This is a genomic window from Sphingobacterium sp. HJSM2_6 (assembly GCF_049316305.1).
Classification (GTDB): Bacteria; Bacteroidota; Bacteroidia; order Sphingobacteriales; family Sphingobacteriaceae; genus Sphingobacterium.
Genome location: NZ_JBMOXB010000004.1, coordinates 205972 through 231016, shown reverse-complemented (window position 1 = coordinate 231016; position 25045 = coordinate 205972). Strand labels below are relative to the sequence as shown.

The window sequence follows — 25045 nt, the reverse complement described above, 5'->3', positions numbered from 1 at the left end:
CATTTTATCTACTAGTAAAAACAGCAAAAAACGCCAATAGTTTTAGAAATTTTCCTAAACAAGCAATCCCTGATAAAACCTTTAAGCAACCCGTCAAATAGAATAGTATTTTTTTTCAAACGAACAAGAAAGGAGGATTATAGATAATATAGCAAACATTTACAGAAAAAATAACTTGGCCTACTGTTTAACCACAGGAGTTCAAGTATTGAAGTTCAATGTGTCTACTCAAAACACTGGATTAATAACCTAATAACTAATCATTATGAACTTATTATTAAAAACAAACAAACATTCACTGATGTATAGCCTAAGAAATTTAGACAGGTATGGAAAAAAGATCTGCTACTTTTTTTGTGTTCTATGTATTCAATTCCTATGGAATTCCACCCTATATGCACAAAATCGAACCCTCACTGGAACCGTCAAAACGGAGTCAGGACAAGCGCTTCAGGGTGCATCTATTATGATTAAAGGATCTAGCCAAGGTACTTCTACCAATATAGATGGATCCTTCTCTTTAGTTTCAACAACAGCAAACCCTGTTTTAGTAGTGTCTTACCAAGGATATGTAACTCAAGAAATCACTATAAATGCAAACCAAAACAGCCTCGACATCGTATTAGTCAGCAACAACTCGCAAACCATATCAGAAGTTGTCGTGACAGGATTCGGTTTGAGTCAAAAGAAAGAATCCCTTACTTCAGCTATTTCTACCCTTAGCGAGCAAGATCTAAGCCGTTCCGTTTCATCCACGACCTCCGGAGCAGTGGTCGGAAAAATTGCTGGGATCAACTCACGCCAAGTAGACGGTCGCCCAGGCGCTGGAACTGCTTTACAAATTCGAAACATGGGTAATCCATTATATGTCATTGATGGTGTTCAGAAAGATGCCGGACAATTCAACAACCTAGACTTTAACGATATCGAAAGTATATCCGTATTGAAAGATGCTTCTGCCGCTATTTACGGTGTACGTGCGGCTAATGGAGTTATCGTGGTCACCACCAAAAAAGGAAAACTCAATGCTGAAAACACCATCAATATCATTGGTAACTATGGTTTTCAAAATCTCGCAGCCTTTGCCAAACCTGCTTCAGTCAATACCTACATTCAAAATTACATTCAGTCAGAAACTATACAGGGCAAAAGCTCCTATACGTATAGCAAAGAAGATTTTGAAAAATGGACTCAAGGGACTGAAAAAGGATTTCGTCCATTTGATTGGTACGATTACATTTGGGAGACATCGCCACAACAATATATTTCAGCGAATACTTCCGGTGGATCTGAAAAAATCAATTACTACTTCAGTATAGGCCATCTCAATCAAGATGCCATGATTGTGAATTATGGAGGGTTTAAACGATCCAATATTCAAATGAATGTAGAATCCCAAATCACAAGTAAACTAAAAGTCGGAGCCTCTGTCAATGGCCGCTATGAAAACAGAACGAATCCTGGAGTACCTGGATCGGATGATTATTGGTTACCAATTTTTGCCACCTACCGCAATCTTCCGACCAAGCGGCCTTTTGCCAACGACAACCCCCTATACCCTACCCGTACATCAACCGATCCAGGAACTAATTTTGGTTGGTTAAACTATGACTTATCGGGAAAATATACCGATACCTGGCGAGTGGCTCAATTAAATGCCAATGCCGAATATAACCTCATGGATGGTTTAAAAGCCAAAGCATTAATAGGATATTATTTTGCTAACCAAAAATTAGATAATCACGAATTCACCTACAAACTTTATGAGTACAGGGAATCGGATGATACGTATCCTGTTATTTTTGAGAACAACAATCCTTGGCGTGAACGCCGAATGGGCTATGTGGAGGAATTGACTTCCAATATTCAATTAAATTACGCTAAAACATTTAACAGCCACAGCATCAATGCCTTAGTTGGTTTTGAAACCATTCAACGAAATACCCCAACCACATGGGTACACTCCATTCCTACCTCGAACTCATTAACATTAATCGATTACCAAACGATGGATACCTATGATGATATAGGAAACAATACGCAAGGTCGAATTGGATATATGGCTAGAGCCAATTATGACTATGAAGGAAAATATTTAGTGGAATTATCTGGTCGATATGATGGTTCTTGGAAATTTCCGCCAAATCATCGCTGGGGTTTCTTCCCTGCCGCATCTGTAGGATGGAGAATGTCTGCTGAAAACTTTTGGAAAAACAGTGCGCTCCAGGTTTTAAACGATTTTAAAATCAGAGCTTCTTATGGTTTATTAGGAGATGATGAAGTGGCTGGATACAGTGCTTTCGGCTATATGCCTGGCTTTAACTATAAAACTGGTGGATCGGTCATAGACGGCGAATATGTTCTTGGCTCTCAACCCCGAGGTCTACCAGTGACGACCCTATCCTGGATCCGCGCAAAAGTCTTTGATATTGGGCTAGACTTTTCGCTAATCAACTCCAAGTTAAGCGGAACTATTGACTACTTCCGTCGCATTAGAACAGGCTTACCGGCCTCTCGCTATGACATCTTACTGCCTTCTGAGGTTGGATTTGCATTACCCTCTGAAAATCTAAATTCAGATGTCATCAAAGGAATGGATGGTATGATTAAGTGGACAGATCAGGTCGGCGAATTAAACTATAGTGTCGGAGCCAATGTGACCTATTCCCGATTTTACGATTGGAATCAATACAAACCTCGCTTTAGCAACTCTTGGAATGTCTATAGAAACTCCATCAATGAACGTTACGGTTACATAAATTGGGGATTAGTTTCAGATGGTCAGTTTCAAACTTGGGACGAAATTGCCAATTGGCAAATCGATAATGATAGGCAAGGCAATAAAACTTTACGCCCGGGTGATGTAAAATATGTGGATCAAAACGGCGATGGTGTCATCAATGGCCTTGATGAACGACCTATTGGATATCGACAAGATTCTACGCCAATTTTCAATTATGGACTAAATTTCAGCTTCAGTTGGAAAAACTTTGACCTCGCTTTTGATCTTTCGGGAAGTGCATTAAACACCTATTTTATGGAATGGGAACAAAGAAATCCGTTTCATGATGGTGGAAACAATGCGCAATACTACATGGAAAACAGTTGGAAATTAGCCGACATTTACGATGCCAACAGTGAGCTAATTCCAGGTAAATATCCGATGTTGTTAATTGGAAACTCCAATCATAGTAATTATTGGAACAGTGACTTCTGGAAAACGACGGTTAAATATATCAAATTACGTAACCTCGAATTTGGCTATGCCATTCCATCCGAGTGGACCAACAAGATCAATATTAAACGAATCCGACTGTATTTCTCTGGACAAAATTTACTGACTTTTTCCAACCTACCGGGTTTAGATCCTGAGATTCAAGCGACTAATGGTCTAGCTTATCCAACAACTAGAATTATGAATTTTGGAATCAATTTAACCTTATAAATAGCGTTGTAAACTAAATTTGATGAACGATGAAAATTATTTCAAAAACCTATATAGCCATTATTTTTCTTGCCTTGGGTACCGCAAGTTGCAGTAAAATATTGGATCAAAATCCAGATCAAATATTGACGGAAGATCAGGTATACTCGGATGAAGTGATGATAAAATCTGTCCTCGCCAATTATTATGGACGCGTACATTGGGGGCAAAGCACACAAGATTCCTATTCCTTAACGATCTTGGATGAAGCAGGAAAATCTGACGGTGGACCTGATAATATACAAACCTTTTCGGATACGCAGTGGCGCGTATATGATTATACCTTAATCCGAAACATCAACCAGTTTCTCAAAGGATTAAGAGAACGCTCCAGCCTTCCTGCTGAAAAAACGCAAAGCTATGAAGCAGAAGCTCGCTTTTTGAGAGCATGGATTTATTTCCACTTGGCTAAAGGCCTTGGTGGTATGCCTATTGTGGGCGATGAGGTATTTGAGTATGCTGTAGGCATGGATATTACGGCTTTACAATATCCCCGATCTACAGAATCCCAAATATATGAATACATCATTTCTGAAATGGATGCCATCCATGCCAGTCTAAGTGTAGAACCAACAGTCAATGCTGGAAAGGCCAATAAATGGGCCGCCTTGATGTTGAAAGCTCGGTCTGCTATTTATGCCGGATCCATCGCCAATTACAACAATAAAATGACTAGTCCTATTCGCACAGCCAACGCCGAAGTAGGAATTCCAGCTGCTGAAGCAACTAAGTTTTATGAAATCGCTTTAGCCGCATCGGAAGAAGTTATCAATGGAGGTAAATACCAATTGATGTTGAAAAAACCAGATGACCGAAGCCGTAATTTCTATGAAGCTTTAAATATTAAAGAAAACAATACCGAAATCATTTGGGCAAAGGATTACATTTATCCTGGACAAACAGTAGGATTTACCCGAGAAAATATTCCCGCCTCCCACGCCGAAGACATTGATCGTGCGTATGCTGGTCCCATTTTAAATTTGGTAGAAGATTTCGAATATAGCAATTCCAGAAATGGCGAATTAAAAACGAAGGATGCAGCAGGAAATTACATCTTTTACAGCACACCCCTAGAGCTCTTCAAAGATAAAGACCCTCGTTTAGCAGCTTCAGTAATCCTACCTGGTTCCCTATTTAAAGGCACAGAGGTGGTTTTACAAGCCGGACAAAAAATATTACAAAATGGAGTATATGTAACCAAAACTGGAGATTTAGGCGCTTCCGATGCCAATGGTTTAATTACCGCAGTCAATGGGCCTATCACTTCCAATGTGCAGTACGTGAATAAAACCGGATTCTTTTACCGAAAGTTTCTTGATGAAACCCCATTAGCTTCGACTCGAGGTCGAAATAGTGACCTTTGGTTTCCGCGGTTTCGATTTGCCGAAGCCTTGTTAATCGCTTCTGAAGCCGCGATGGAATTAAACATCCCAACAAAGGCTGTCTTATATATTAACCAGGTGCGATCTAGAGCAGGTATTCCCAACTTGACAAGTGTGAGCCTAACGGATATTGTGCAAGAACGACGCGTAGAATTTGCTTTTGAAAATCATCGCTACTGGGATTTAAAACGTTGGAGACTCGCGGACAAAGTATGGAATGGTGTCAATCAAAATCCCGAAGCAATGCAATATGCTTTATTCCCCTATCGGGTAGTTGCTCCTGGAACGCCAAACCATGGCAAATGGGTCTTTGACAAACAACTGTTTAGCAATTCTCCTAACCCTCGGTTTTTTCAGATGAGGCATTATTATAATTTCATCGATCAAAGTTGGATTGATAATAATCCTAAAATTGTAAGAAATCCATTTCAATAATTTAAACCGATTAGAACATGAAAAAATTAATATATCACATCTTGGCTGCTATGTTGCTCTTTCAAAGTTGCGGTAAAGATAATTACGAGGAACCGACCTCGATCATTGAGGGGAAAATCACTTTTAATGGCGCCCCTTTAAATGTAAAAGGGACCGATCAAGCGGTACAACTTAAATTATACCAGCCGGGTTACGCCCTAAAGGCCGAAGTACCTGTATTTGTAAAACAAGATGGCAGTTTCAGCATTAAAATATTTGACGGAAAATATAAATTGGTCGGCAGAAACAACAATGGCCCTTGGCTAAATGCAACAGATACCGTAGAAATCAATCTGCAAGGTAAGGCAACGGTAAATTATGAAGTTGACCCTTATTATATCATTGAAAACGCACAATTAGCCTTATCTACAGATTATAAACTGAGTGGAAGTTTTAATTTGGTAAAGAACCTTCCGGCAGCCAATTTATCGTATTACACGATCTTGATTAGTAAAACTGCTTTTGTCGATGATGTCAGTAATATTTACCGTAAAGATTATACAGCAGCACCTGGAAACCCTATTGCTGTTGCTGAAGATCTAACTAGCAATACGAATGTTAAATCAGCTCATGCCTTGTTTGCTCGGATTGGTGTTCGCGCGACAGCCGCTGATCAAGCAATCTATTCCGAAGTCATCAAGCTGAGGTAAATTTTATACATTTTTAACAAAACTTTATTCAACTCGCAGAAGTGCGGTAGAGAAGTTGCAGTTTTGCAACTTCTCATTTTTTGCTGTCTAACTATAACCATAAACTTAGCTAGTATTTTAGCTATTAACAGGAAAACTAAGCCTTGAATTTCCAAAAATTACGCTATTAAACTCGGGGTTTATCCCATATAAATTTTATTTTCAAGCGGATCTCCTTTGGATCTTCTTCGGATCTTCCATGGAACTGACACGAATAAATCCGAAGGAAATGCGCTGAAATAGCAAAGCTGATTCCCTGAAACATCGATGAAAATGAGTAAGAAAAAAACGCGTGTAATTGATTTTGCTAAATACCGGGCACATGTTGGATTGCTAAGAAAAAATAGTTATTTTTAAATTTAGACCTGAGTAAGCAAATTATTGCCCGCCTATTTGTTTCGTTAAGCAGGTATACAAAACCTAGAAAACAGCGCTTACAATTACATAAATAACATTTTCTTAATATTTGAGTAAAGTAGAAGATATAAGTTTGACCTAAATAAAACACATTTACATGAAAAATCTATACTGGTCTTTGATCGCATGTTTGTTAACTGGCACAGCATACGGACAAGAAATAGCCAAAGGAACCGTATTCGTTGATGCGAACAATAATGGGAAATTTGATAAAAAAGAAATTGGTTTAGCGGCTGTAAGTGTCAGCAACGGGAGACAGGTGGTACAAACCGATAGCAAAGGAAGGTATGAATTGGAAGTTGGGGATGACCAAATTATTTTTGTCATTAAACCCTCAGGTTACCAATTGACCTTGGATGCTGAGCATCAAAACAAATCCTATTATATTCACAAGCCTAAAGGTTCTCCGGAATTAAAATATGCAGGAGTCTCTCCTACTGGTAAATTACCCAAAGCCATAGATTTTGCATTGACCCCTCAAGAGGATACGAAGCAATTTTCGGCCTTTGTTTTTGGAGATCCACAAGCCTATAACGAAGCTGAAATAACTTATTTCAAGAAGGCTGTTGTTGATGAAGCAAAAAACAAAAAAGGCCCATTGTTCGGTATTAGTTTGGGCGATTTAGTTGGGGACAATTTAACCTTACACCCAAGCTATAAAAGCACGATTGCACAAATGGAAATTCCTTGGTTCAATGTTATTGGAAATCACGATATGAACTTTGATGTGGAGCAAGATTCCTTAGCAGACGAAGGCTTTGAACGGATTTTTGGTCCTGCAAACTATGCCTTCAATGTGGGAGATGCACATTTTATCGTTTTAGATAATATTATCTATCCGCATCCTGAAACAGGAAAAGGATATCAAGGGGGATTTCGTAAGGATCAGCTGGAATTTGTCGCTAATAATTTGAAATTCGTTCCTAAGGATAAATTGATTGTGCTGGCGTTCCATATTCCACTGAATCCATCAAATGGTAAAGGATTCCGAAATGATGACCGTCAAGTCTTGTTTGATTTATTGAAAGACTATCCAAATATCTTAGCACTTTCGGCACATACCCATTACCAACAACAAATTTTTTATACAAAGGAACATGGCTGGAATGGAATAAAACCCTTGCATGAATATAACGTAGGGACCACTTCTGGCGATTGGTATTCCGGAATACTGAATGCTGCGGGTGTTCCTACATCTACGATGCGTGATGGTACTCCAAAAGGATATGCTATTCTAAACATCAATGGCAATCAATATAATTTTGATTATAAAGTAGTCGATAAAAATGATGACTATCAAATTGCTGTCTTCGCACCTGCTATTATAGCAGAGAAGTACAGTGGCCGCTATTACATGTATGCAAACTTCTTTTTGGGTTCGAAAAGCGATAAAATAAGGTACCGCATCAGTCAAGGGGAATGGAAAGAAATGCAACGCATTGATGCTCCAGATCCTGCCTATACCCAACAATTGCTTGCTTACGATGGTGCCACCGAATTCTTAGCAGGAAGGAGACCTAGCGACCCTGTAGAGTCGGATCACCTATGGCGTTTAAAATTGCCTAAATTGAAAGCGGGGAAACATGTTGTGGAAATGGAAGCAACTGATATGTTCGGCAGAACGCATCTGGCAAGTAAAACGATCGAAGTCGTAGAATAGTTTGAAATTGATATGCGTATTCAAGAGGTTTGTTAGCAATAACAACCTCTTTTTTTTGATATCAAGATGCAGGAAATACGCTGCTTTAAAACAGGGACAACAAAACGTGGTCCTTTAAACATCCATGGCTAATGATGAATCTAGTGACTTGACCTGATTCACTCCTGTTATCATCAGGTAGTAAATAGGCATTAGGAAGGCAATCCGGATTAAATTCTCGACTTATTTAATTGAACAATCAAATCAATATTTACCGTTGAATGCACCTGAGTCCATAGGAAATCCCTCCTGAGGCAAATACTATGCCTGAGGCAAGATCAAGAATTTGATAACTCACTTTCTTGCTCGCAACAATGCTAAATAAACAGGATGAATGGAAGAAAATCGAAGATTTAGCCGAGCTTGACTCTCTTAAACTTAACAATAACAGCCCATTTTTAGATAGGGCTGTTGTAGATAACGATTTGGTATTCGACCATTGGTTGTTCATTGTTTTGAATGGGCTGGGATAAGTAAGTTTCCCAGCGAGTAAACAACGCAACTTAACCAATAATCGAATACCTCAATCGAATAGTTATAATTTCATGCGCAATTTCAGCTAGCGCAATTAAAAAGCCCTTAATTCGCGCCAATAAAATTACCCATAAGCTCGATCTCCATAATCACAATGGGATCCGCAGCCGTACCATATCCCCAGGTAGAGGCCACTTGAATTCGTAAGTACTTTGATGCAGGAGCTCCAGGTGGAATAATAAACAGTTCCCCATCTGCAAGAACATGCGAGTTGGATGTAAAATCTCCCAATTTTGTCCATCCTACATAACTGCCATCGGACGATGGTTCGTTACTTCCCCATAGCGTGAAATTTTTAGGATTTCCGTGCGAGTAAGAACTTCCCCAATCTGTACGTTGCCATAATCGAAAGGAATAAAGCCCATAATCAGGCGTTCCCAAATCGATAGTTACTTGTGCCGGTTTGATCACATTATAACTATGATAGCCTGGATCTGGATTTCTACTGCCATCCCATGCATTACGAAGATGCCAACCTATATCCGCTCTTGCAATTGCATCGGTTGGAAGAACATATTCCCTAAACTTAGATTTATCCAATTTATAACGAATTGCCTCTGATGAAAAGGATGTTAATTCGGTTTTAAGTGTATCTACAGAAGTTGTATCGGCTAAATACCAAGTATCGTAAATAAGGTCGGTCCCATTTTTATAATCCGTAAGTAAAGAAACTGAAGTTTCAGGTTTGATAAATAGTTTCTTTTCAGCTCCTGAAACCGTAGTATAACGCAATAGATGCCCCACACTACCATTGTGGATATCAGCACCACCCCAGTTTAATTCAAGACGACCATCCGTGTTATCCACATAAGCACGAACTAAAGGACGGTTAAACATGTTGGATAAAAACGATTCACCAATCGATCTCCCCTGAACTTCCACAGGAACAGAACGGTTTCCAGCATCATCATAGGTCCTGATCGTAAAGGAATAAGTTCCTTCTGGAATATCGAGGAAATACTTTACGGAATCCAAATCTGATGATATATCAATCTTTACCGAATCTGAAAAGTTGTTCCAATAAATATGTGCTTTAGTAACATTGGGATCTACAGGAGCAGGCCATACAAATTTGATTCTGTTAAAACCAGAATAAGTCTTGACCAATTTAGCTCTTTCTACATAAGTAATACCACCGGGTTTTACGAATTCAATAAAGCTGTCGTTCATTTTTTTACATCCCGATACTACCACAAGGAGTATGAGAAGAAAATATATATTATTTTTCATCGTAATTTAATTGATTTATCATTTTAGTTATTCGCATCTTGCCCCCATATACTAAGCTCCTGGATAACCACCTGCGTGCTGCCGCTAGGAATTCCCCAAGTATTAAGGGTTTTGATACGAATATAACGCACTGCTGGAATACCGGGTTCGTATTCAAAATCTTCACCCCTATTGAGTGCATAATCCCGATCTTCTGGAGTGATTTCTCCTGGACCCGAAGGTTTGAAAGAAGAGAACGAAGCTAATTTCACCCAATTGTCTCGGTAGGTTTTACTGGTGACATCAATATAGTCCCCATCGGGGTTAATGGTTGTCGCTCCCCATACTTCAAAATCTTTCGGGTGGGAACTTTGATATGCGCCTTCAGGATGCAACCATGTTTTCATCCGACTCAAAACCACTGGAGATCCTAAATCTAAGGTTATCGTATGCGGTAATAGGAATCTATCCGTCGCAAATAGACAACAATATCCAAACCCTCCATCAAATATTTTTCGTAGGGGATAGTTCTCCACATACTGAAAGTTATCTCCAGGCAGTTCAACTGCTCGCCATTTGGATTTATCTAATTCCTTTTCAAACAGAGGCGTCAATGTTGTCAATTGTTGTTCCGTCTGATTATTCCACCTATCCCTTAGTTTGACTGCAAAATTCTTGGCTTTGGTATTCATGCCCCTCAAGGAAAAACTAATTTTATCGGCGGCAGTATAATAAGTGGTTAATTCTTCAAAATGCCCATTGTCTAAAGAGTCTACCATAACGACTACGGCTAAGTCAGCACGTTCAGGGTTTTGAAGCTTGATATTGATCCCCCCAAAAGTTGCAGCAATAGCTAATGTTCCGTAAACAGATTGAATAGCCGGTATTAATGGTTTTACTGCAACAATTAACGGTTCTGACTCCCGTTCATTTTTCCCCACACTATACAACTTTACTTCATAATCATTGGTGTCACCGAAACCTTCTACTTTTAGTGTGTCCGTATAATAAGAAGATTTAACTTCCCAAGTTTTTCCAACGGAAGTCTCATACACCGCCTTCACATAACTTAAGTTAGGATCTTTGGGGATTTTATAGACAATGTCTGCTCCACCATTTTTAGGGATAACCCTAACATCATACACCTGTTTTGGAGCGGGTAAATTTTTATCTGTATAGTCTATGTAATTTTCATTCTGGTCACAACTCCAAAAAATCATTGATAGGTGTGCGAGAATAAAAAGTTGTAATATCCTTTTCATATTTTTTTATTTTATAATTGTACGAAGTCTGTTACCATCCAATATTTTGTACCAAATTGGTATTTACATTTCGTTCGTATTCTGCAATAGGCCAGAAATAATCTTTTGAATTAAATCGCTGCTGGAAAATATTTGTAGGTCTATAATATGAATCTGTGGTAGAACCATGTACATTCCAACCAACGACACTTTTATTCATTTCAGTCATTGCCATCTTCCAACGGCGTAAATCCCAGAATCGTTGTTGTTCAAATGCAAGTTCATTTAAGCGCTCTCTACGAATAATATCACGCAGTCCATTTTGATTAGTCGCTTTTGCAGGGTTTACGGAATATTCTGTCCATGCTTCCAACACGCCTTTCAATCCTGCACGTTCTCTCACTTTATCCAAATAAAGGTATACTTCCTCATTCGGGCCATTTACCTCATTAAGGCATTCACTGTAAAGCAAGTACAAATCTGCCAACCTCATCAATGGCCATGGATAATCCACTGTTGTATAATTTGACGGGCTTCTTACATTATCAGGATGGATCCATTTTTTAATAGAGTAACCTGTTATTGGTCCTTGAAAAGAAGATTGTGTTCCTATTGGATCTCCTAATTTGGTTTGAAGGTAGAAAAGTCCACTTGGTTGATTGTCATCAAATCGACCTTGTCCATACCAAATCCCGCCATCAAAACCGAGGTATGCATAAAACCTAGGTTCCCGATTAAAGTTCAGGACAGCTGTCGTAAATCCATCTTTTATGTATAACCTATGATTGTCCGCATGGGTTGCTGTCTTCGTCGTATAACGATCGCCATAAGCCCACGTTTTATCTTCGGTAATTGGGACTCCATTATTGGAATAAAATTGTTCAACAATTTTTAAAGGTGCATTATAGCGATTATCCATCCACACTCGCGCTTGTGGACTAGGTGCCCAATCCGGTGAAGCTAACACTTGAACCCGATTAATCCAGCTCTGGGTATTTGCCCAAATGATTTCAGTGTTCCATTTTTCGGAAAAGGACATGCGAAGACTGAGTTCGTTTTGGGTAGTATCGCTAATTAAATAAGCAGCTTTGATCGCTGGATGTTCAAAAAGAGAAATACCTGCACTATCACACATAGCTATCGCTTCTCGGCAGGCATCAGCCGCTAATTGCCATTTGGCTACGGAATACTCCGCATTAAACAATGTGGTGCCATCTAAATTAGCTAGACTACTTTGGTCAGTATTGCCATTGAATAAAGGACTAGCTGCGAAAGTCAGCACTTTCGCTTTTAAACTATAAGCCACCGCTTTGGTAATTTTCCCCATATATTGAGGATCTACAATGGTCAGTAATAGATCATCTTTTGCCTCGTCCAGTATTTCGGCAATATAGGCAAAACACTCATCTACAGGCGCTCTAGCAACCTTTACCTCGTCTACACCAGCGGATATAGGCTTATTTGTACGAATTAATGGAATTGGACCATACATACGAACCAACATAAAGTGATAATAAGCCTTTAATACTTTTACTTCTGCGATCCACTGTAAGCGTTCCTCATTTTCAATATCAGGTACGGTGTTTATATTTTCCAGAAAGATATTACAATCACGTATTCCGGAATAAAGATGATTCCAATAATTACCACCTATTGGACTATTTATGTTTTGATTTCCTTCAGCCAACTGCCTGTACATGCTAGTCTCTCCAATATCAGGTAATTCCCAAATTTCATCACCCCCAAATAAAGCCGGACTACCATTAATATCGGCATCTCTAGGCATATAAGAGTAACAGGTAAATAGGTATTTCTCAGCCTCTCCACGCATGGCAAAGGCATTTTCTAATGTTGCGACATTATCTGGCATAATGTCTAAGTATCGTGTACATGAAGTAAAACACGAAGCAATAGCGATAAGGCTAGCGATAGAAAGCTTTTTTATAGTGTGTATATTCATGATATTAATTGAAATTAAGGTGCAAGCCAAGGTTAAAGGTTTTTTGAATAGGATAGCCTAAGCCATTCCCGCCCATTTCAACATCCCATAAGTTGAAATTGCTAGCGGTAAACAAGTTGTTTCCACTAAAATATACCCTAAGATTAGATGCGCCAATCTTCTTCACCGTTTTGGCTGGTAAAGTATATCCAAACTCCACTGTCTTCAGCCTAATAAAAGCACCACTCCGCATAAACCAAGTACTGTGTTGGGCATTATTGTTATGCTCATAATTACTTAGCCTAGGCCATAAGGCATAGATATTTTGATCCTGCTCACTCCAATAGTCATCAGCAATCACTTTAAGCGCCTGTCTTTCCCCCACAAATGGATTCATTGTCCAATAATTTAACCAGAAAGACTCATTAGCCAAACCCTGGAAGAATAAGGAAAGGTCAAAGCCTTTGAAAGATGCCGAAGGACCAAAACCGTAAACAATCTCAGGCACCGTTGGGTATCCAATAGGCACTTGATCCGCTTGCGTTATTCTTCCGTCATTATTCACATCCAAATACTTGATATCACCACCCATTACCTTACGCCCAAAATTCTGTTCTGGAGAGTTTAATGCATCCTCATCATCCACAAACAATCGTTCAGCGATATAGCCAAAAGATTGATTGATGTTTTGGCCTACACGTGTACGGTAAGATTCTTGATAAACAGGTTCTTCATTAACCAAGAATTTATTGGTTGCATAAGTAAAATTGGCCATCGCTGACAAAAACAATCCATTATCAAATGTCTTGTTCAATGTTAATGATGCATCGACACCTTGTGAGGAAGCCTCCCCAACATTCGCCCTTACTGGAGCAGATAAACCCATGGTTGCAGGAATAAATGCTCTGGTCATTAGGATATTTGTACGATGCTGTTTGAAAAAATCTACATTTAAGTTAATCGCACGGAAAAATCCTAACTCCAAGCCTAAGTTTTGTTGGTACGACTTTTCCCAAGTAATTTCTTCATTAGCGTATCTAGAGATCGATACGCCATTTAAGTATCTTGAACCTCCAGCACCTAGATCTCTACCAAAACGAGCACCTCGGATGCCAGAATTCATATTAACTTCAGACATATAGAAGAACCTATCCGATGGTTCTCCAATGGCATCGTTACCAATAATACCGTAGGTATAGCGTACTTTAAATGTGTTAACAGTGTTTTTCAATGATTCGAAAAACTTTTCGTTGTGGATCGTCCAAGCCACACCTGCCGATGGGAAGAAACCAAATCGCTTTGTTTTATAAAAACGTTCTGAACCATTATATCCGAAGTTGAATTCTGCGTGATAGCGGGTATCAAAACCATAAGTAAAACGACCTGAAATCCCTGTATTCCTTAAAGGCAAGGAATTAAGTAAGGTATTGGCCGACGAATTAAGGCGTTGTTGAATTATTCCAACTAACATTCCGCTGATGGAATGCTTCTCATCAAAAGTTCGATCATAAGAAAGTATCCCTTGTCCATAAAAATTAGAATTCACCTCCCTAAGTTCTGGATGCCCCCAATAATCCAAATACTCCCGACCTATTGGACCTATTGGCTGCTGGTTAGCCGATGAATTGATAACACGATAAGAATAATCTTGTGTAATAGGATCGTAATTCGTAACCTCGTAATAGAATGGCAAATACGAGCGTGTCACTGCATTGTAGGCAAAACGCTCAATATTAAACATCCCTCTAAAGTTTAGGCCTTCCACCCAATCACCCAACTTTTGGGAGACTTCCATTTGAGCCATCATTTTCGAGCGATTCCAATCACGATATCCACGTACCATCTCGGCATAAGGATTTACATACAGAGATCCTCTATTACTCCTAGTCACGTTGTTACCAAAAAGGATATGTTTTACATGACTATGGTCATCGTCTTTTTCGAAGGTCGCCGGAAACTGTACTGGATTGGTACGTATCATCATTTGATACACCTCTTCTCCAGTGTAGATCGGACCACGGTAGTCATCAAAATTACCATATAATCTGACGGTCAGCATGGTGCTCTTCGTAAGATCAATGTCAATATTGGAACGTAAAGAATAACTCTTTAAGTTAATGTTGCTATTGAAGTTATTCACCGGATCAACTTTAAGTACCCCATTATCTTGGTTCATTCCACCCGATACAAAGTAACGAGCTACACCACCACCACCACTCACATTTAGGGCATATCGTTGATTACTTGTGTAATCTTTAAAAAGAATGTCACGCCAATCATTTGAAGGATAAATATAAGGATCAGCCCCTGGCTGTCCTGTTCGGTTGATTTTATCATCGGAATATAGAATAGACCCTAACCGATCCCTAGTAAGCACGGCTTCATTTGCCATTTTCATATAGGTCACTGGATCTGCAAATTCTACATTTGATGTCGGCGCAGAAAATGTCTGATCTACGCGTAATGAAATTTTAGCCTGGCCTTCCTTTCCTTTTTTGGTTTCGACTAGAATAACGCCATTTGCTCCCCTAGCACCATATACCGCGGTAGAAGTAGCATCTTTAAGAATCGAGAAGGAAGAGATATCATCTACCGTAATCCGCGCAAGGTCAGTCGTCGAAGACTCAATACCATCAATCAAAATCAATGGCCCATTTTTATAACCAAATGTGGTTACCCCGCGCACAAAAAATTCTGCATTATCACGACCTGGTTCGCCAGAGCGTTGATAAGCAATAATACCTGCAGCTCTTCCAGCTAAAGCAGTGGTTAAGTTACTAGAAGGAATGCGCAATTCGTCCGGTGAAATCGAAGTAACAGCTCCCACAACTGCTTCCTTCTTGACCACGTTACCAAATGCTGTGACCACAATCTCTTCAAAGTCGGCGACCATAGCCTTCATCGTTACATCGAGATTCGAACTATTGCCGACCACAACCTCTTGGGTTTGATAACCGACCATACGAAATTCAAGGATTGATGTTTTGCTAGGCACTTCAATAATAAAGCGACCATTTTGATCGGCGACCGTACCAACCTTTGTGTTTCCCTTTAACGAGATAGTCACGTTAGGTAATACACCTGAAGAGTCTCTCGTGGTTCCTTTTACCTCAATACCAAGAGAATCTTGGAACGAAGTCGCCGGAATTGTAAAATCTCTAGCAAACCCCATGCTGGAAAACAATAGCAGTCCTAAGACCACAATAAGATTCCATCGCATTAAGGTCAAAATCTTTTTTTGGATTTTTTCCATTAACTGGACTTTCATAATTTAGTTGATGTTTATAGTTGATAATACCCTGAAGCTATTTCATTCAGAATGTAATAAAACAAATTTAACTTCGTTATAGACTATTAACCTAAACTATTTTAACTGGAATATATACTATATTGACATTTTTTGCCTCTTTTTTAGTAACACCTCCTCAAATGAAAAATTATTTCGTGCTGTCTTTTTAAAAACAGCTCGTATTAGAGACACAATTAAATAGTAGATTAAGCCGCTATTCGCTTGCAAAGAAGTACAGGAACAGGGTTAGATCTGTAAGCTATTGACTATTAGAATTTAGAAACAAGCCCCCTTCCATTTATTAGGAAATGTTTGCCTTTCGTTTTTTGATCTTGAAGGATTGATACTGAAGTAGAACGCCAAATTAATTTTAAATTAAATCGGCCAAGTTTCAATTGAAGGCCCCGATGGTATTATTCATCTTTGACTCATGGAAGTAGCGAGTGAAAGAGATCTAGGGATTTACAGCTATTATGAAAAAAAATATATTTCATCTTGTATATACAAGCTATTTTTTATATACTTGTTGGATATACCTAAGTTATGCAAAATCACGCTATTAATACCCCGAAATATGGGGTTCCAATGACTGTATTGACATTATTATTCTTCATGTGGGGCTTTATTACCTGTATGAACGATATCCTCATACCTCATTTAAAAAATTTATTTGAATTAAGCTATTTACAAGCAATGCTGGTTCAATTTTCATTTTTTGGGGCCTACTTTATTGGTTCATTAATCTATTTTATCATCTCCTATGTGAAAGGTGATCCAATCAATAAAATTGGTTACAAAATGGGGATTATCATTGGATTAATCATTTCTGCGCTGGGTTGTTTTTTATTCTATCCCGCAGAAATATATAGTAAATATTCCTTGTTTTTATTTGCCCTATTTACTTTAGGACTAGGATTTACTTTATTGCAAATATCGGCCAACCCCTACGTATCTTCTTTGGGGGCACCGGAAGGCGCATCCAGTCGATTAAATTTAGCTCAAGGTTTTAATTCCTTAGGAACGACGATTGCCCCTGTGGTAGGCGGATTTTTAATTTTTGAATTTTTTGCCATCGATGGAAAAGTATCTGCAGAGAGCACGAAAATTCCCTATCTAATTTTTGGAGGGCTATTTTTATTGGCGGCCATTTTAGTCAAAGCAATTCATCTTCCAAGCTTAATTTCGAAAGAAGACAGCAGCAATAAATTAGGTGCATTGGCCTTTCCTCAACTTCGCGGAGGTATATTGGCTATTTTCTTTTACGTTGGAGCCGAAGTTGCTATAGGTAGTTTGATTATTAATTTCTTGGCAATTCCTGAAATTTTGGGTGTTGATGAGCATATCGCTAAAAATTATTTAGCCTTGTATTGGGGTGGAGCGATGATTGGCCGGTTTTTAGGAGCTATTTCCCTTAGTGACAAAATTGAATCCACTAAAAAAATAGGTTTGATGTTTGCAACCTCTATTTTGGTTTTTCTTTTAATCTATGCCTTTGTTGATTTATCCTTTAATCAAATACTTCCATTTATAGGATTCATTATCTTAAATATCTTGTCCTTTTTCATCGGTAAAAGTAATGCATCTTTCGTGTTGGTCTTATTTGCATTGATCAATATCATCTTGTTATTAGTTACCTTATTTGGATCTGGAACCATAATCATTTGGACTCTATTATCTATCGGATTGTTCAATTCCATCATGTGGTCCAACATCTTTACCTTGAGCATAACAGGTTTAGGAAGTTATACTGGGCAAGGTTCATCCTTATTAATTATGGGGATTTTAGGAGGGGCACTTTTACCTTTGCTACAAGGATGGTTAGCGGATTCCATTGGCTTGAGAAATTCATTTTTCATGCCGATTATATGCTATGCCTATATTATTGGGTATGGACTCTATACCAAAAAGATACTAAAACAGAATCCAATAAATCGAGGACAATCCCTACATTAAAAATAATCTTGAATGAAATACTCTTCGGTATTGCAATACAGAAAAGAGTAAATGATCACATCATTATGATTAGTTTTAAGACTTCTTTTCATATGCAGAACAGGTAGATTCTTTTTTAAGGTTAGGATTTTAGAAATCTTTTGGCTTGCTGAAATCGCCCAAATCTTTTGTTCCCCTTCCTTAATCTCGATATTATGGTATTTAGTTAAGGTTTCAAAAAGGGAGTTTTTCTCTAAATTGTGTGAGACAAAACGCGGAAGATCAATATCAGTAATGTAGGTTTCCTCATATACTGTAGGTGCATTGTTCACATACCTTAAGCGAGAAAAATATATACAACCTGCCTGTTTCTGTACATCATTTAGTTCATAGGGAAAATTTTCTGGCCAAGCCATTTTAACACTCTTTTCCAGAATCTTGGTCATAAAATTATTCTTTCCAACACCTGCCGTTGAACCTTTAATGGACAAAATTCCTAATCCGTTTTTAGGCTCTGAAACGATACTTCCTTTGCCATGCTTTCGATTGATATAACCTAATTTAATAAGCTCACTCAATGCCTGACGCACCGTAGGTCGGGTCGTTCCATATTCTTTGCACAACTCATTTTCCGACGGCAATAACTCACCAATCTTATAATGACCCGCATCTATTTGTTTTTTTAAATTATTAAATAATGCCTTGTACAGTGGGGTATGCTGATTTTTTCCCATAGATTACGGTTAATAAATTTTTTTGTAAAGTTAAATCATTTTAGGTCGTATTTACAACCTAAATTCTTAGATGTTGTTTTCCTGACTGCTCATCAACTCTAAATAATAGCGAGTGAAACCAATTATTAGCATAACTGCGCTTTTAAGCAGGTATAATTATAATTTAGAAAACTTGTGTATACAATTACACTTTATTTTAAATAGGCAAAAAATTCATAATTACTTGATTAAAGCTGTATTATATAAATGTAATTAATTTTTTGACATTTATTCTTGTATATACAAGTTAATTATTATATTTGGAATACAAACTTATAAATCGAAAAACATTAACCAATTCTAACAACCACCTAATGGCGCGTCTAAAAAAATATGTTCTTAAATTCCTTTGCTTACTTTGCGCAGTTCCAATCTATGCGCAAAAGAAAGATATTGTAGATTATGTGAACCCAAAAATTGGAGGTGTTGGCCTCATTTTAGAACCAACGAGGCCCTTAGTACATCTACCCAACAGCATGCTTCGCGTCCATCCATTTAAAGTGGATGAACTAGATGATCAATTATCCGGATTTCCATTAACGGTCATCACACATCGTGTTGGTACGGCATTCAATATATTGCCAATGAGTCCTGAGGAAAATTCATTGCCAGAAAAATGGGCCATACATAGCCAAAAATTTCACCCTTATTATATGGAAATAACCAAGGAAAAGACTTACGATAAGATCTCCTTGGTTCCCAATGCAAAAAGTGCCGTTTTTAAAATTGAAAATGGCAATAAATCCAAAGAATTCAAATTACGTTTTCAAAATGTAAACCCTAAAGGAATAATTACCAGCAATGATGACCATAGTGTGCAAGGCGAGGAAGATTTTCAAGGAATGAAAGTGTACTTCTATGGAAAACTAAATGGGAAAATTAAATCTAAAAATTCCAAAAAGACAGGAGATTCTGATCAATTAATTATCCAGATCAACGGAGACACTGAGCAATTGGAATTCCGTTATGGCATATCCTATATAAGTGTAGCGCAGGCTAAAAACAATCTTGCATTGGAGTCTGAAAAACCAAGTTTTGAAACTATAAAAGCGAATGCCAAAAAGATTTGGAACTCGAAATTATCTAAGGTTTTAGTAAATGGTTGGGATGAAAACAAGAAAACCGTTTTCTACACCTCATTATACCGCACTTATGAAAGAATGGTAGACATTAATGAATATGGGAAATACTACAGTGCATATGATCATCAAATACATGAGTCCAAAGAACCTTTTTATGTAGATAACTGGGTTTGGGATTCTTATATCGCTCATCACCCATTAAATATGATTTTGGAGCCTGAAAAGGATCAGGCCATGATTAGATCGTATATTGAAATGTACAAACAAACGGGTTGGATGCCATCCTTTGCCGTAACATTTGGGGATTGGCCAGCCATGGTAGGCAATCATGCATCGGCATGGATGCTTGATGCTTACAATAAAGGCCTTACCAATTTTGACATCAAAACGGCTTTTGAAGGGCTTAGCAAAAATTCACTCGAAGCCACCTTATTGCCTTGGAGAAATGGCCCTAGGTCAGAATTAGACGATTTTTACAATGCGCATGGTTATATGCCAGGATTAGCTCCTAATGAACCAGAAACAGTAGAACGAGTAGATCCAAATTGGGAAAAAAGACAGGCCGTATCGGTAACCTTAGAAAATAGTTTTAGCGATTGGTGTATTGCACAACTTGCCAACCATATCAAATTACCTAAAGAGGCAGAGGTGTTCATGAAACGCTCCCAGTATTTCCGAAATGTCTTTAGACAAGATAAAGGCATGGTTTGGCCTAAAGATAAAAATGGCAATTGGATTGAACCGTATGACCCAAGTCTAGCGGGACGTGAATATTTTACGGAGAATAATGCATATACCTATAACTGGCATGTGAAGCATGATTTAAATGGCTTATTCCAAATGATGGGTGGAAAAGATGCTGCTGAACAAAAATTAGATGATTTATTTAGAACGCCATTGGGATTGCCAAAATGGAAGTTTTGGGCAATTCAACCCGATGCCTCTGGTTTAGTCGGTCAATACGTGATGGGTAACGAACCTAGTTTTCATATCCCCTACTTATATAACTACTTAAACAGTCCTTGGAAAACCCAAAAAAGGGTAAGAATGTTAATGGACACTTGGTTTACCAACAGTCTTTTTGGAATACCTGGAGATGATGACGGCGGAGGAATGTCGGCGTTTGTGGTTTTTTCAATGATGGGCTTTTTCCAAGTCACTCCAGGAATTCCAGAGTATAGTTTAAGCAGTCCATTATTTAATGATATTGCTATTGAATTAGCCAATGGAAAAACATTTAGAATATTAGCAAAGAATAATTCCGATGAAAATATCTATGTAATTAGTGCAAAGCTCAATGGGAAACTGCTTGACAGGCCATTTTTTACACATGATGATTTACTTCAAGGAGGAACATTGGAATTAGAAATGTCCGATAAACCGAAACTATAACCGTTGATCAACATATAAACCTGTTCAACCTGTTTTATTAATATACTATCCATAATGAATAGCATAGATCTAGTTTCTGCTTTTAAAGCAGAAACTACAGCCTTAATACGTTTTGGAATGGAGAATTCTGAATTTCGGAATTCAACAAATAAGCAAGCAATTGATGTTTTTACCATGGGAACACGAGGTACATCCGCGCTAACAACCAGTAAAACAAGCGGAATAGTAAAAAGCAAAAAAAACATGGAGTCTCGGAAAAACAATTGGTTGTATGGCATTCCCAGAATTTCTAACCAGGAGATAATAACCATAATATATGAAAACCCTTTTAAACCTATTACACAATGAACAAAACTATAGAAACAGCTTCTAGCCATAGCATTAAACTGGTTTTGATGCTACTATGTTGTCTATTTTGTCATGTCGAACGTACAAAAGCTGAAGAAAAGTTGCTTATAGAAAAGCAACAGCATCAGGTAACCGGACAAGTAAAAACTGCAGAAGGTCCATTATCTGGAGTTACTATTACTTCAAAGCAAAACCCTAACAATGCAACATCCACGAATCAAAGTGGAAATTATAACCTAACAATAAGCGCTAACGATACGCTAATTATCACTTCTGTTGGTTTCAAACCGCAAGAAATTGCTGTTCAAGGCCGGAAAGTAATTAATATAGAACTTCAAACTTCAGAGGAAACATTTGAAGAGATTGTTGTGGTTGGCTATGGCACACAAAAGAAAGCAAATTTGACTGGAGCGGTCAGTACTATCCAAGCTTCAGAAATTCAAACCACTACACATACTAGTTTAGCACAAAAAATTCAAGGTAAAATTCCTGGTTTACAGATTCGTCAAAACACCGGTGGTCCTGGAGATTTTGATGCAATGATCAACATCCGGGGTTTTGGATCTCCGCTATATGTTATCGATGGGATTGTGCGTGATGGCGGAAATGAATTTCAGCGATTAAATCCTGAAGATATAGAAAGTATTTCTGTCTTAAAAGATGCATCTGCAGCGATATACGGTGTAAATGCTGCGAATGGAGTTATTATTGTAACAACTAAAAAAGGTAAATCTGGCCGTGCACAATTTCAATACAATGCAGTATTGGGTATGCAATCTCCTACAGATATGCCTGCAGTAGCTACTGCAGCGCAATGGATGGAGGTACGCAATGATGCCAATGTAAATGTGGGCTTACCTCCATTTATTTCGAAAGAAGAATTAGCAAAATACCAAGCTGGAGCACCTGGGTATGAGAGTACCAATTGGTATAAAGAAACAATGAAACCTTGGGCTGGTCAACAACAGCATACCATTTCTGCACAAGGAGGAAATGAATCCATCAACTATTTTAGCAGTTTTGGTTTTGTGAACGACAAAGGTTTATTACGGTCTGATGCAATAAATTATGATCGATATACCTTTCGTACAAACCTTACCGCTAAACTTACCGAACATCTTACAGCTGGTGTTGAATTAGCTGGCCGCTATGACCGTAAGGATGGGGCTGGTTTCAGCATCTTTGAAATAATTCGGGGAACAATTTCTGCCTTGCCGATGAATAAACCTTATTTGAATGGTAATCCAGGATATCCAACCCATATCACAGATGGACAAAGTTCTAACCCGGTAGCAATTTCAGATCCGAATATCTCGGGGTATACTCAAGATGTGAATAAACAATTTCAATCTTCCGTTAACCTAACTTATAAAGTTCCATTTGTAGAAGGATTACAACTTAAAGGAGTAGCTGCATTTGATGGTAATAATTTTTTAGCGAAAAACCTATCCAAAAGCTATAAACTGTATTCCTATGATGCAACTAACGATGTGTACAATCCAGCGGTTTTAAGACATCCTACCAGTCTTTATAATGGTTACAATGATATGAACAGAGTTAATATTCAGCTTCAAGCCAATTATAATAGACTATTTAACGAAAAACACAATCTTGGAGGAACATTAGTTTATGAGCAAAGACACGGATGGAATCGTTCATCGGGTCTTTCGAGGGAGTTTCAGTTTTTCACCAACGATCAAATTGATTTAGGAGACCAAAACAACCAACGCACAAGCGGCATGGAAAGTCAGTGGGGAAATAGATCTGTAATTGGTCGTGTTACGTATGATTATTTAGGTAAATACTTGTTTGAGGCCGCGGCACGATATGACGGTTCTTACCGTTATCATCCAGATCGCAAATGGGGATTATTTCCAGTGGTATCTGCAGGATGGCGTGTGTCTGAAGAGAAATTTTTCAAAGAAAACATCGACTTCATATCTAACTTGAAATTCAGAGCTTCGTATGGTATGATTGGTCAAGATGCTGGAAACCCATTCCAGTATGTACCAGGATTTTCAACCAGCGGTGGTGGCGGATATGAATTTTCCAATGGAACCTATGTGTCTGGAGTAGCTGCCCCAGGTATTGTGAATGAGCAGTTAACTTGGTTTGAGTCTAAAATAGCCGATGTGGGAATGGACTTAAGTTTATTGGACGGGAAATTCAATTTAGAATTTGACATCTATCAAAGAGATCGTACAGGGCTTTTGGCGGTAAGAAATATTTCCCTACCTAATACCTTCGGAGGTAGTCTTCCGGAAGAAAACTTAAATAGCGATCGCGTACGCGGTATGGAATTCGGTGTGGGTTATACGCAGCAATTTGGTGAATTTAAATTGGATATTGGCGGGAATTTCAACTTTGCTAGAACCATGAATGTCTATATCGAAAGAGGTCCTTTTACCAATAGTATGGACCGTTGGAGAGGTAGTAACATAGAACGCTGGAATGATGTCGCATGGATGTATGATAAAATAGGTCAGTTCCAAACAGAGGATGAAATTCTTTATGCTCCTATTCAAAATGGCGACCTAGGTAATAGTAGAGAAATGGTTGGAGATTATATCTATAGGGACGTGAATAACGATGGAGTAATCGATGGCAATGATGTAATGCCTTTAGCATGGGGCGGAACGCCAAAAATGTTTTACGGCTTAACCATCGGCGCAAAATATAAAGGATTTGATTTCAATATGCTATGGCAAGGTTCTGCTAAATATTCTGTCAGATTTACGCATGCTTACGCGGAAGTAATGTGGGGCGGTGGAAACTACCCGGCTTATTTTAATGATCGTTGGCATCAAGCAGATCCCTACGACTCCACAAGTGAATGGATTCCAGGAGAATGGCCTGCAAGCAGAAGAATATCGGACATGGGAGCCATGTATAATGAAAGTTCGGTATGGAGAAGAGATGCTTCGTATTTAAGACTTAAAAGTTTAGAATTAGGTTACACCATAAATCCAGAATTATTGAAAAAGGCAGGTATAAAGGGATTGCGAGTATATCTTAACGGATATAATCTTCTTACAATCACCGATCCATTCGTAAAAGCTTTTGACCCAGAACAAATTGAAGGGGCATTAAATACGGGCTGGGTTTATCCATTAAGCAAGAGCTACAATGTAGGCTTAAACATTTCCTTTTAACCTTAAATC

The 25045-nt window shown here is 38.3% G+C and carries 13 protein-coding genes; 8 read left to right on the top strand and 5 right to left on the bottom strand.

Features of this window, described 5'->3' with window-relative positions; translation table 11 throughout:
* The first annotated feature begins 265 nt into the window (after positions 1 to 265).
* The 4 genes from ACFRAE_RS05830 (at position 266) to ACFRAE_RS05815 (ending at position 8106) form a co-directional block, all read left to right on the top strand.
* The gene (locus ACFRAE_RS05830; RefSeq protein ID WP_422796191.1) at positions 266 to 3445 is read left to right on the top strand and encodes a SusC/RagA family TonB-linked outer membrane protein; all 3180 of its coding nucleotides are present in this window, start codon (positions 266 to 268) and stop codon (positions 3443 to 3445) included.
* Positions 3446 to 3474: 29 nt separating this feature from the next.
* Positions 3475 to 5301, top strand: coding sequence for a RagB/SusD family nutrient uptake outer membrane protein (locus ACFRAE_RS05825; RefSeq protein ID WP_422796190.1), 1827 nt, complete (start codon positions 3475 to 3477; stop codon positions 5299 to 5301).
* Positions 5302 to 5318: 17 nt separating this feature from the next.
* Positions 5319 to 5990: a DUF3823 domain-containing protein gene (locus ACFRAE_RS05820; RefSeq protein WP_422796189.1), complete on the top strand. Its 672-nt coding sequence runs from the start codon at positions 5319 to 5321 to the stop codon at positions 5988 to 5990.
* A 553-nt stretch (positions 5991 to 6543) separates the two neighbouring features.
* The gene (locus tag ACFRAE_RS05815; protein WP_422796188.1) at positions 6544 to 8106 is read left to right on the top strand and encodes a calcineurin-like phosphoesterase C-terminal domain-containing protein; all 1563 of its coding nucleotides are present in this window, start codon (positions 6544 to 6546) and stop codon (positions 8104 to 8106) included.
* Between the two features lie 618 nt (positions 8107 to 8724).
* Here the strand turns inward: ACFRAE_RS05815 and ACFRAE_RS05810 are convergent.
* The 4 genes from ACFRAE_RS05810 to ACFRAE_RS05795 all read right to left on the bottom strand — a co-directional run bounded on the left by ACFRAE_RS05810 (position 8725) and on the right by ACFRAE_RS05795 (position 16336).
* Positions 8725 to 9849: a DUF4998 domain-containing protein gene (locus tag ACFRAE_RS05810; protein WP_422796187.1), complete on the bottom strand. Its 1125-nt coding sequence runs from the start codon at positions 9847 to 9849 to the stop codon at positions 8725 to 8727.
* An 83-nt stretch (positions 9850 to 9932) separates the two neighbouring features.
* Entirely contained in the window at positions 9933 to 11150 is a 1218-nt protein-coding gene (locus ACFRAE_RS05805; protein ID WP_422796186.1) for a DUF4959 domain-containing protein, read from the bottom strand.
* A gap of 31 nt (positions 11151 to 11181) precedes the next feature.
* Positions 11182 to 13089 (bottom strand): RagB/SusD family nutrient uptake outer membrane protein, encoded by a 1908-nt coding sequence (locus ACFRAE_RS05800; RefSeq protein WP_422796185.1) that lies wholly within the window; start codon positions 13087 to 13089, stop codon positions 11182 to 11184.
* 4 nt (positions 13090 to 13093) lie between these two features.
* Positions 13094 to 16336, bottom strand: coding sequence for a SusC/RagA family TonB-linked outer membrane protein (locus ACFRAE_RS05795; RefSeq protein WP_422796184.1), 3243 nt, complete (start codon positions 16334 to 16336; stop codon positions 13094 to 13096).
* 564 nt (positions 16337 to 16900) lie between these two features.
* Here ACFRAE_RS05795 and ACFRAE_RS05790 point away from each other — a divergent pair.
* Positions 16901 to 18310 (top strand): sugar MFS transporter, encoded by a 1410-nt coding sequence (locus ACFRAE_RS05790; RefSeq protein WP_422796183.1) that lies wholly within the window; start codon positions 16901 to 16903, stop codon positions 18308 to 18310.
* On the opposite strand, the gene ACFRAE_RS05785 is transcribed toward ACFRAE_RS05790, so the two are convergent.
* Positions 18307 to 19023, bottom strand: a complete 717-nt coding sequence (locus ACFRAE_RS05785; RefSeq protein WP_422796182.1) for a GntR family transcriptional regulator — start codon at positions 19021 to 19023, stop codon at positions 18307 to 18309. The two genes, ACFRAE_RS05790 and ACFRAE_RS05785, sit on opposite strands and share 4 nt — an antisense overlap.
* Positions 19024 to 19376: 353 nt before the next feature.
* On the opposite strand from ACFRAE_RS05785, the gene ACFRAE_RS05780 reads away from it, so the two are divergent.
* The 3 genes from ACFRAE_RS05780 to ACFRAE_RS05770 are packed head-to-tail and all read left to right on the top strand — an operon-like array spanning position 19377 to position 25036.
* The gene (locus ACFRAE_RS05780) at positions 19377 to 21536 is read left to right on the top strand and encodes a glycoside hydrolase family 92 protein (RefSeq protein ID WP_422796181.1); all 2160 of its coding nucleotides are present in this window, start codon (positions 19377 to 19379) and stop codon (positions 21534 to 21536) included.
* Between the two features lie 54 nt (positions 21537 to 21590).
* The gene (locus ACFRAE_RS05775; RefSeq protein ID WP_422796180.1) at positions 21591 to 21884 is read left to right on the top strand and encodes a hypothetical protein; all 294 of its coding nucleotides are present in this window, start codon (positions 21591 to 21593) and stop codon (positions 21882 to 21884) included.
* Positions 21881 to 25036 (top strand): SusC/RagA family TonB-linked outer membrane protein, encoded by a 3156-nt coding sequence (locus tag ACFRAE_RS05770; protein ID WP_422796179.1) that lies wholly within the window; start codon positions 21881 to 21883, stop codon positions 25034 to 25036. The genes ACFRAE_RS05775 and ACFRAE_RS05770 overlap by 4 nt, the downstream gene beginning before the upstream one ends.
* Positions 25037 to 25045 lie beyond the last annotated feature (9 nt).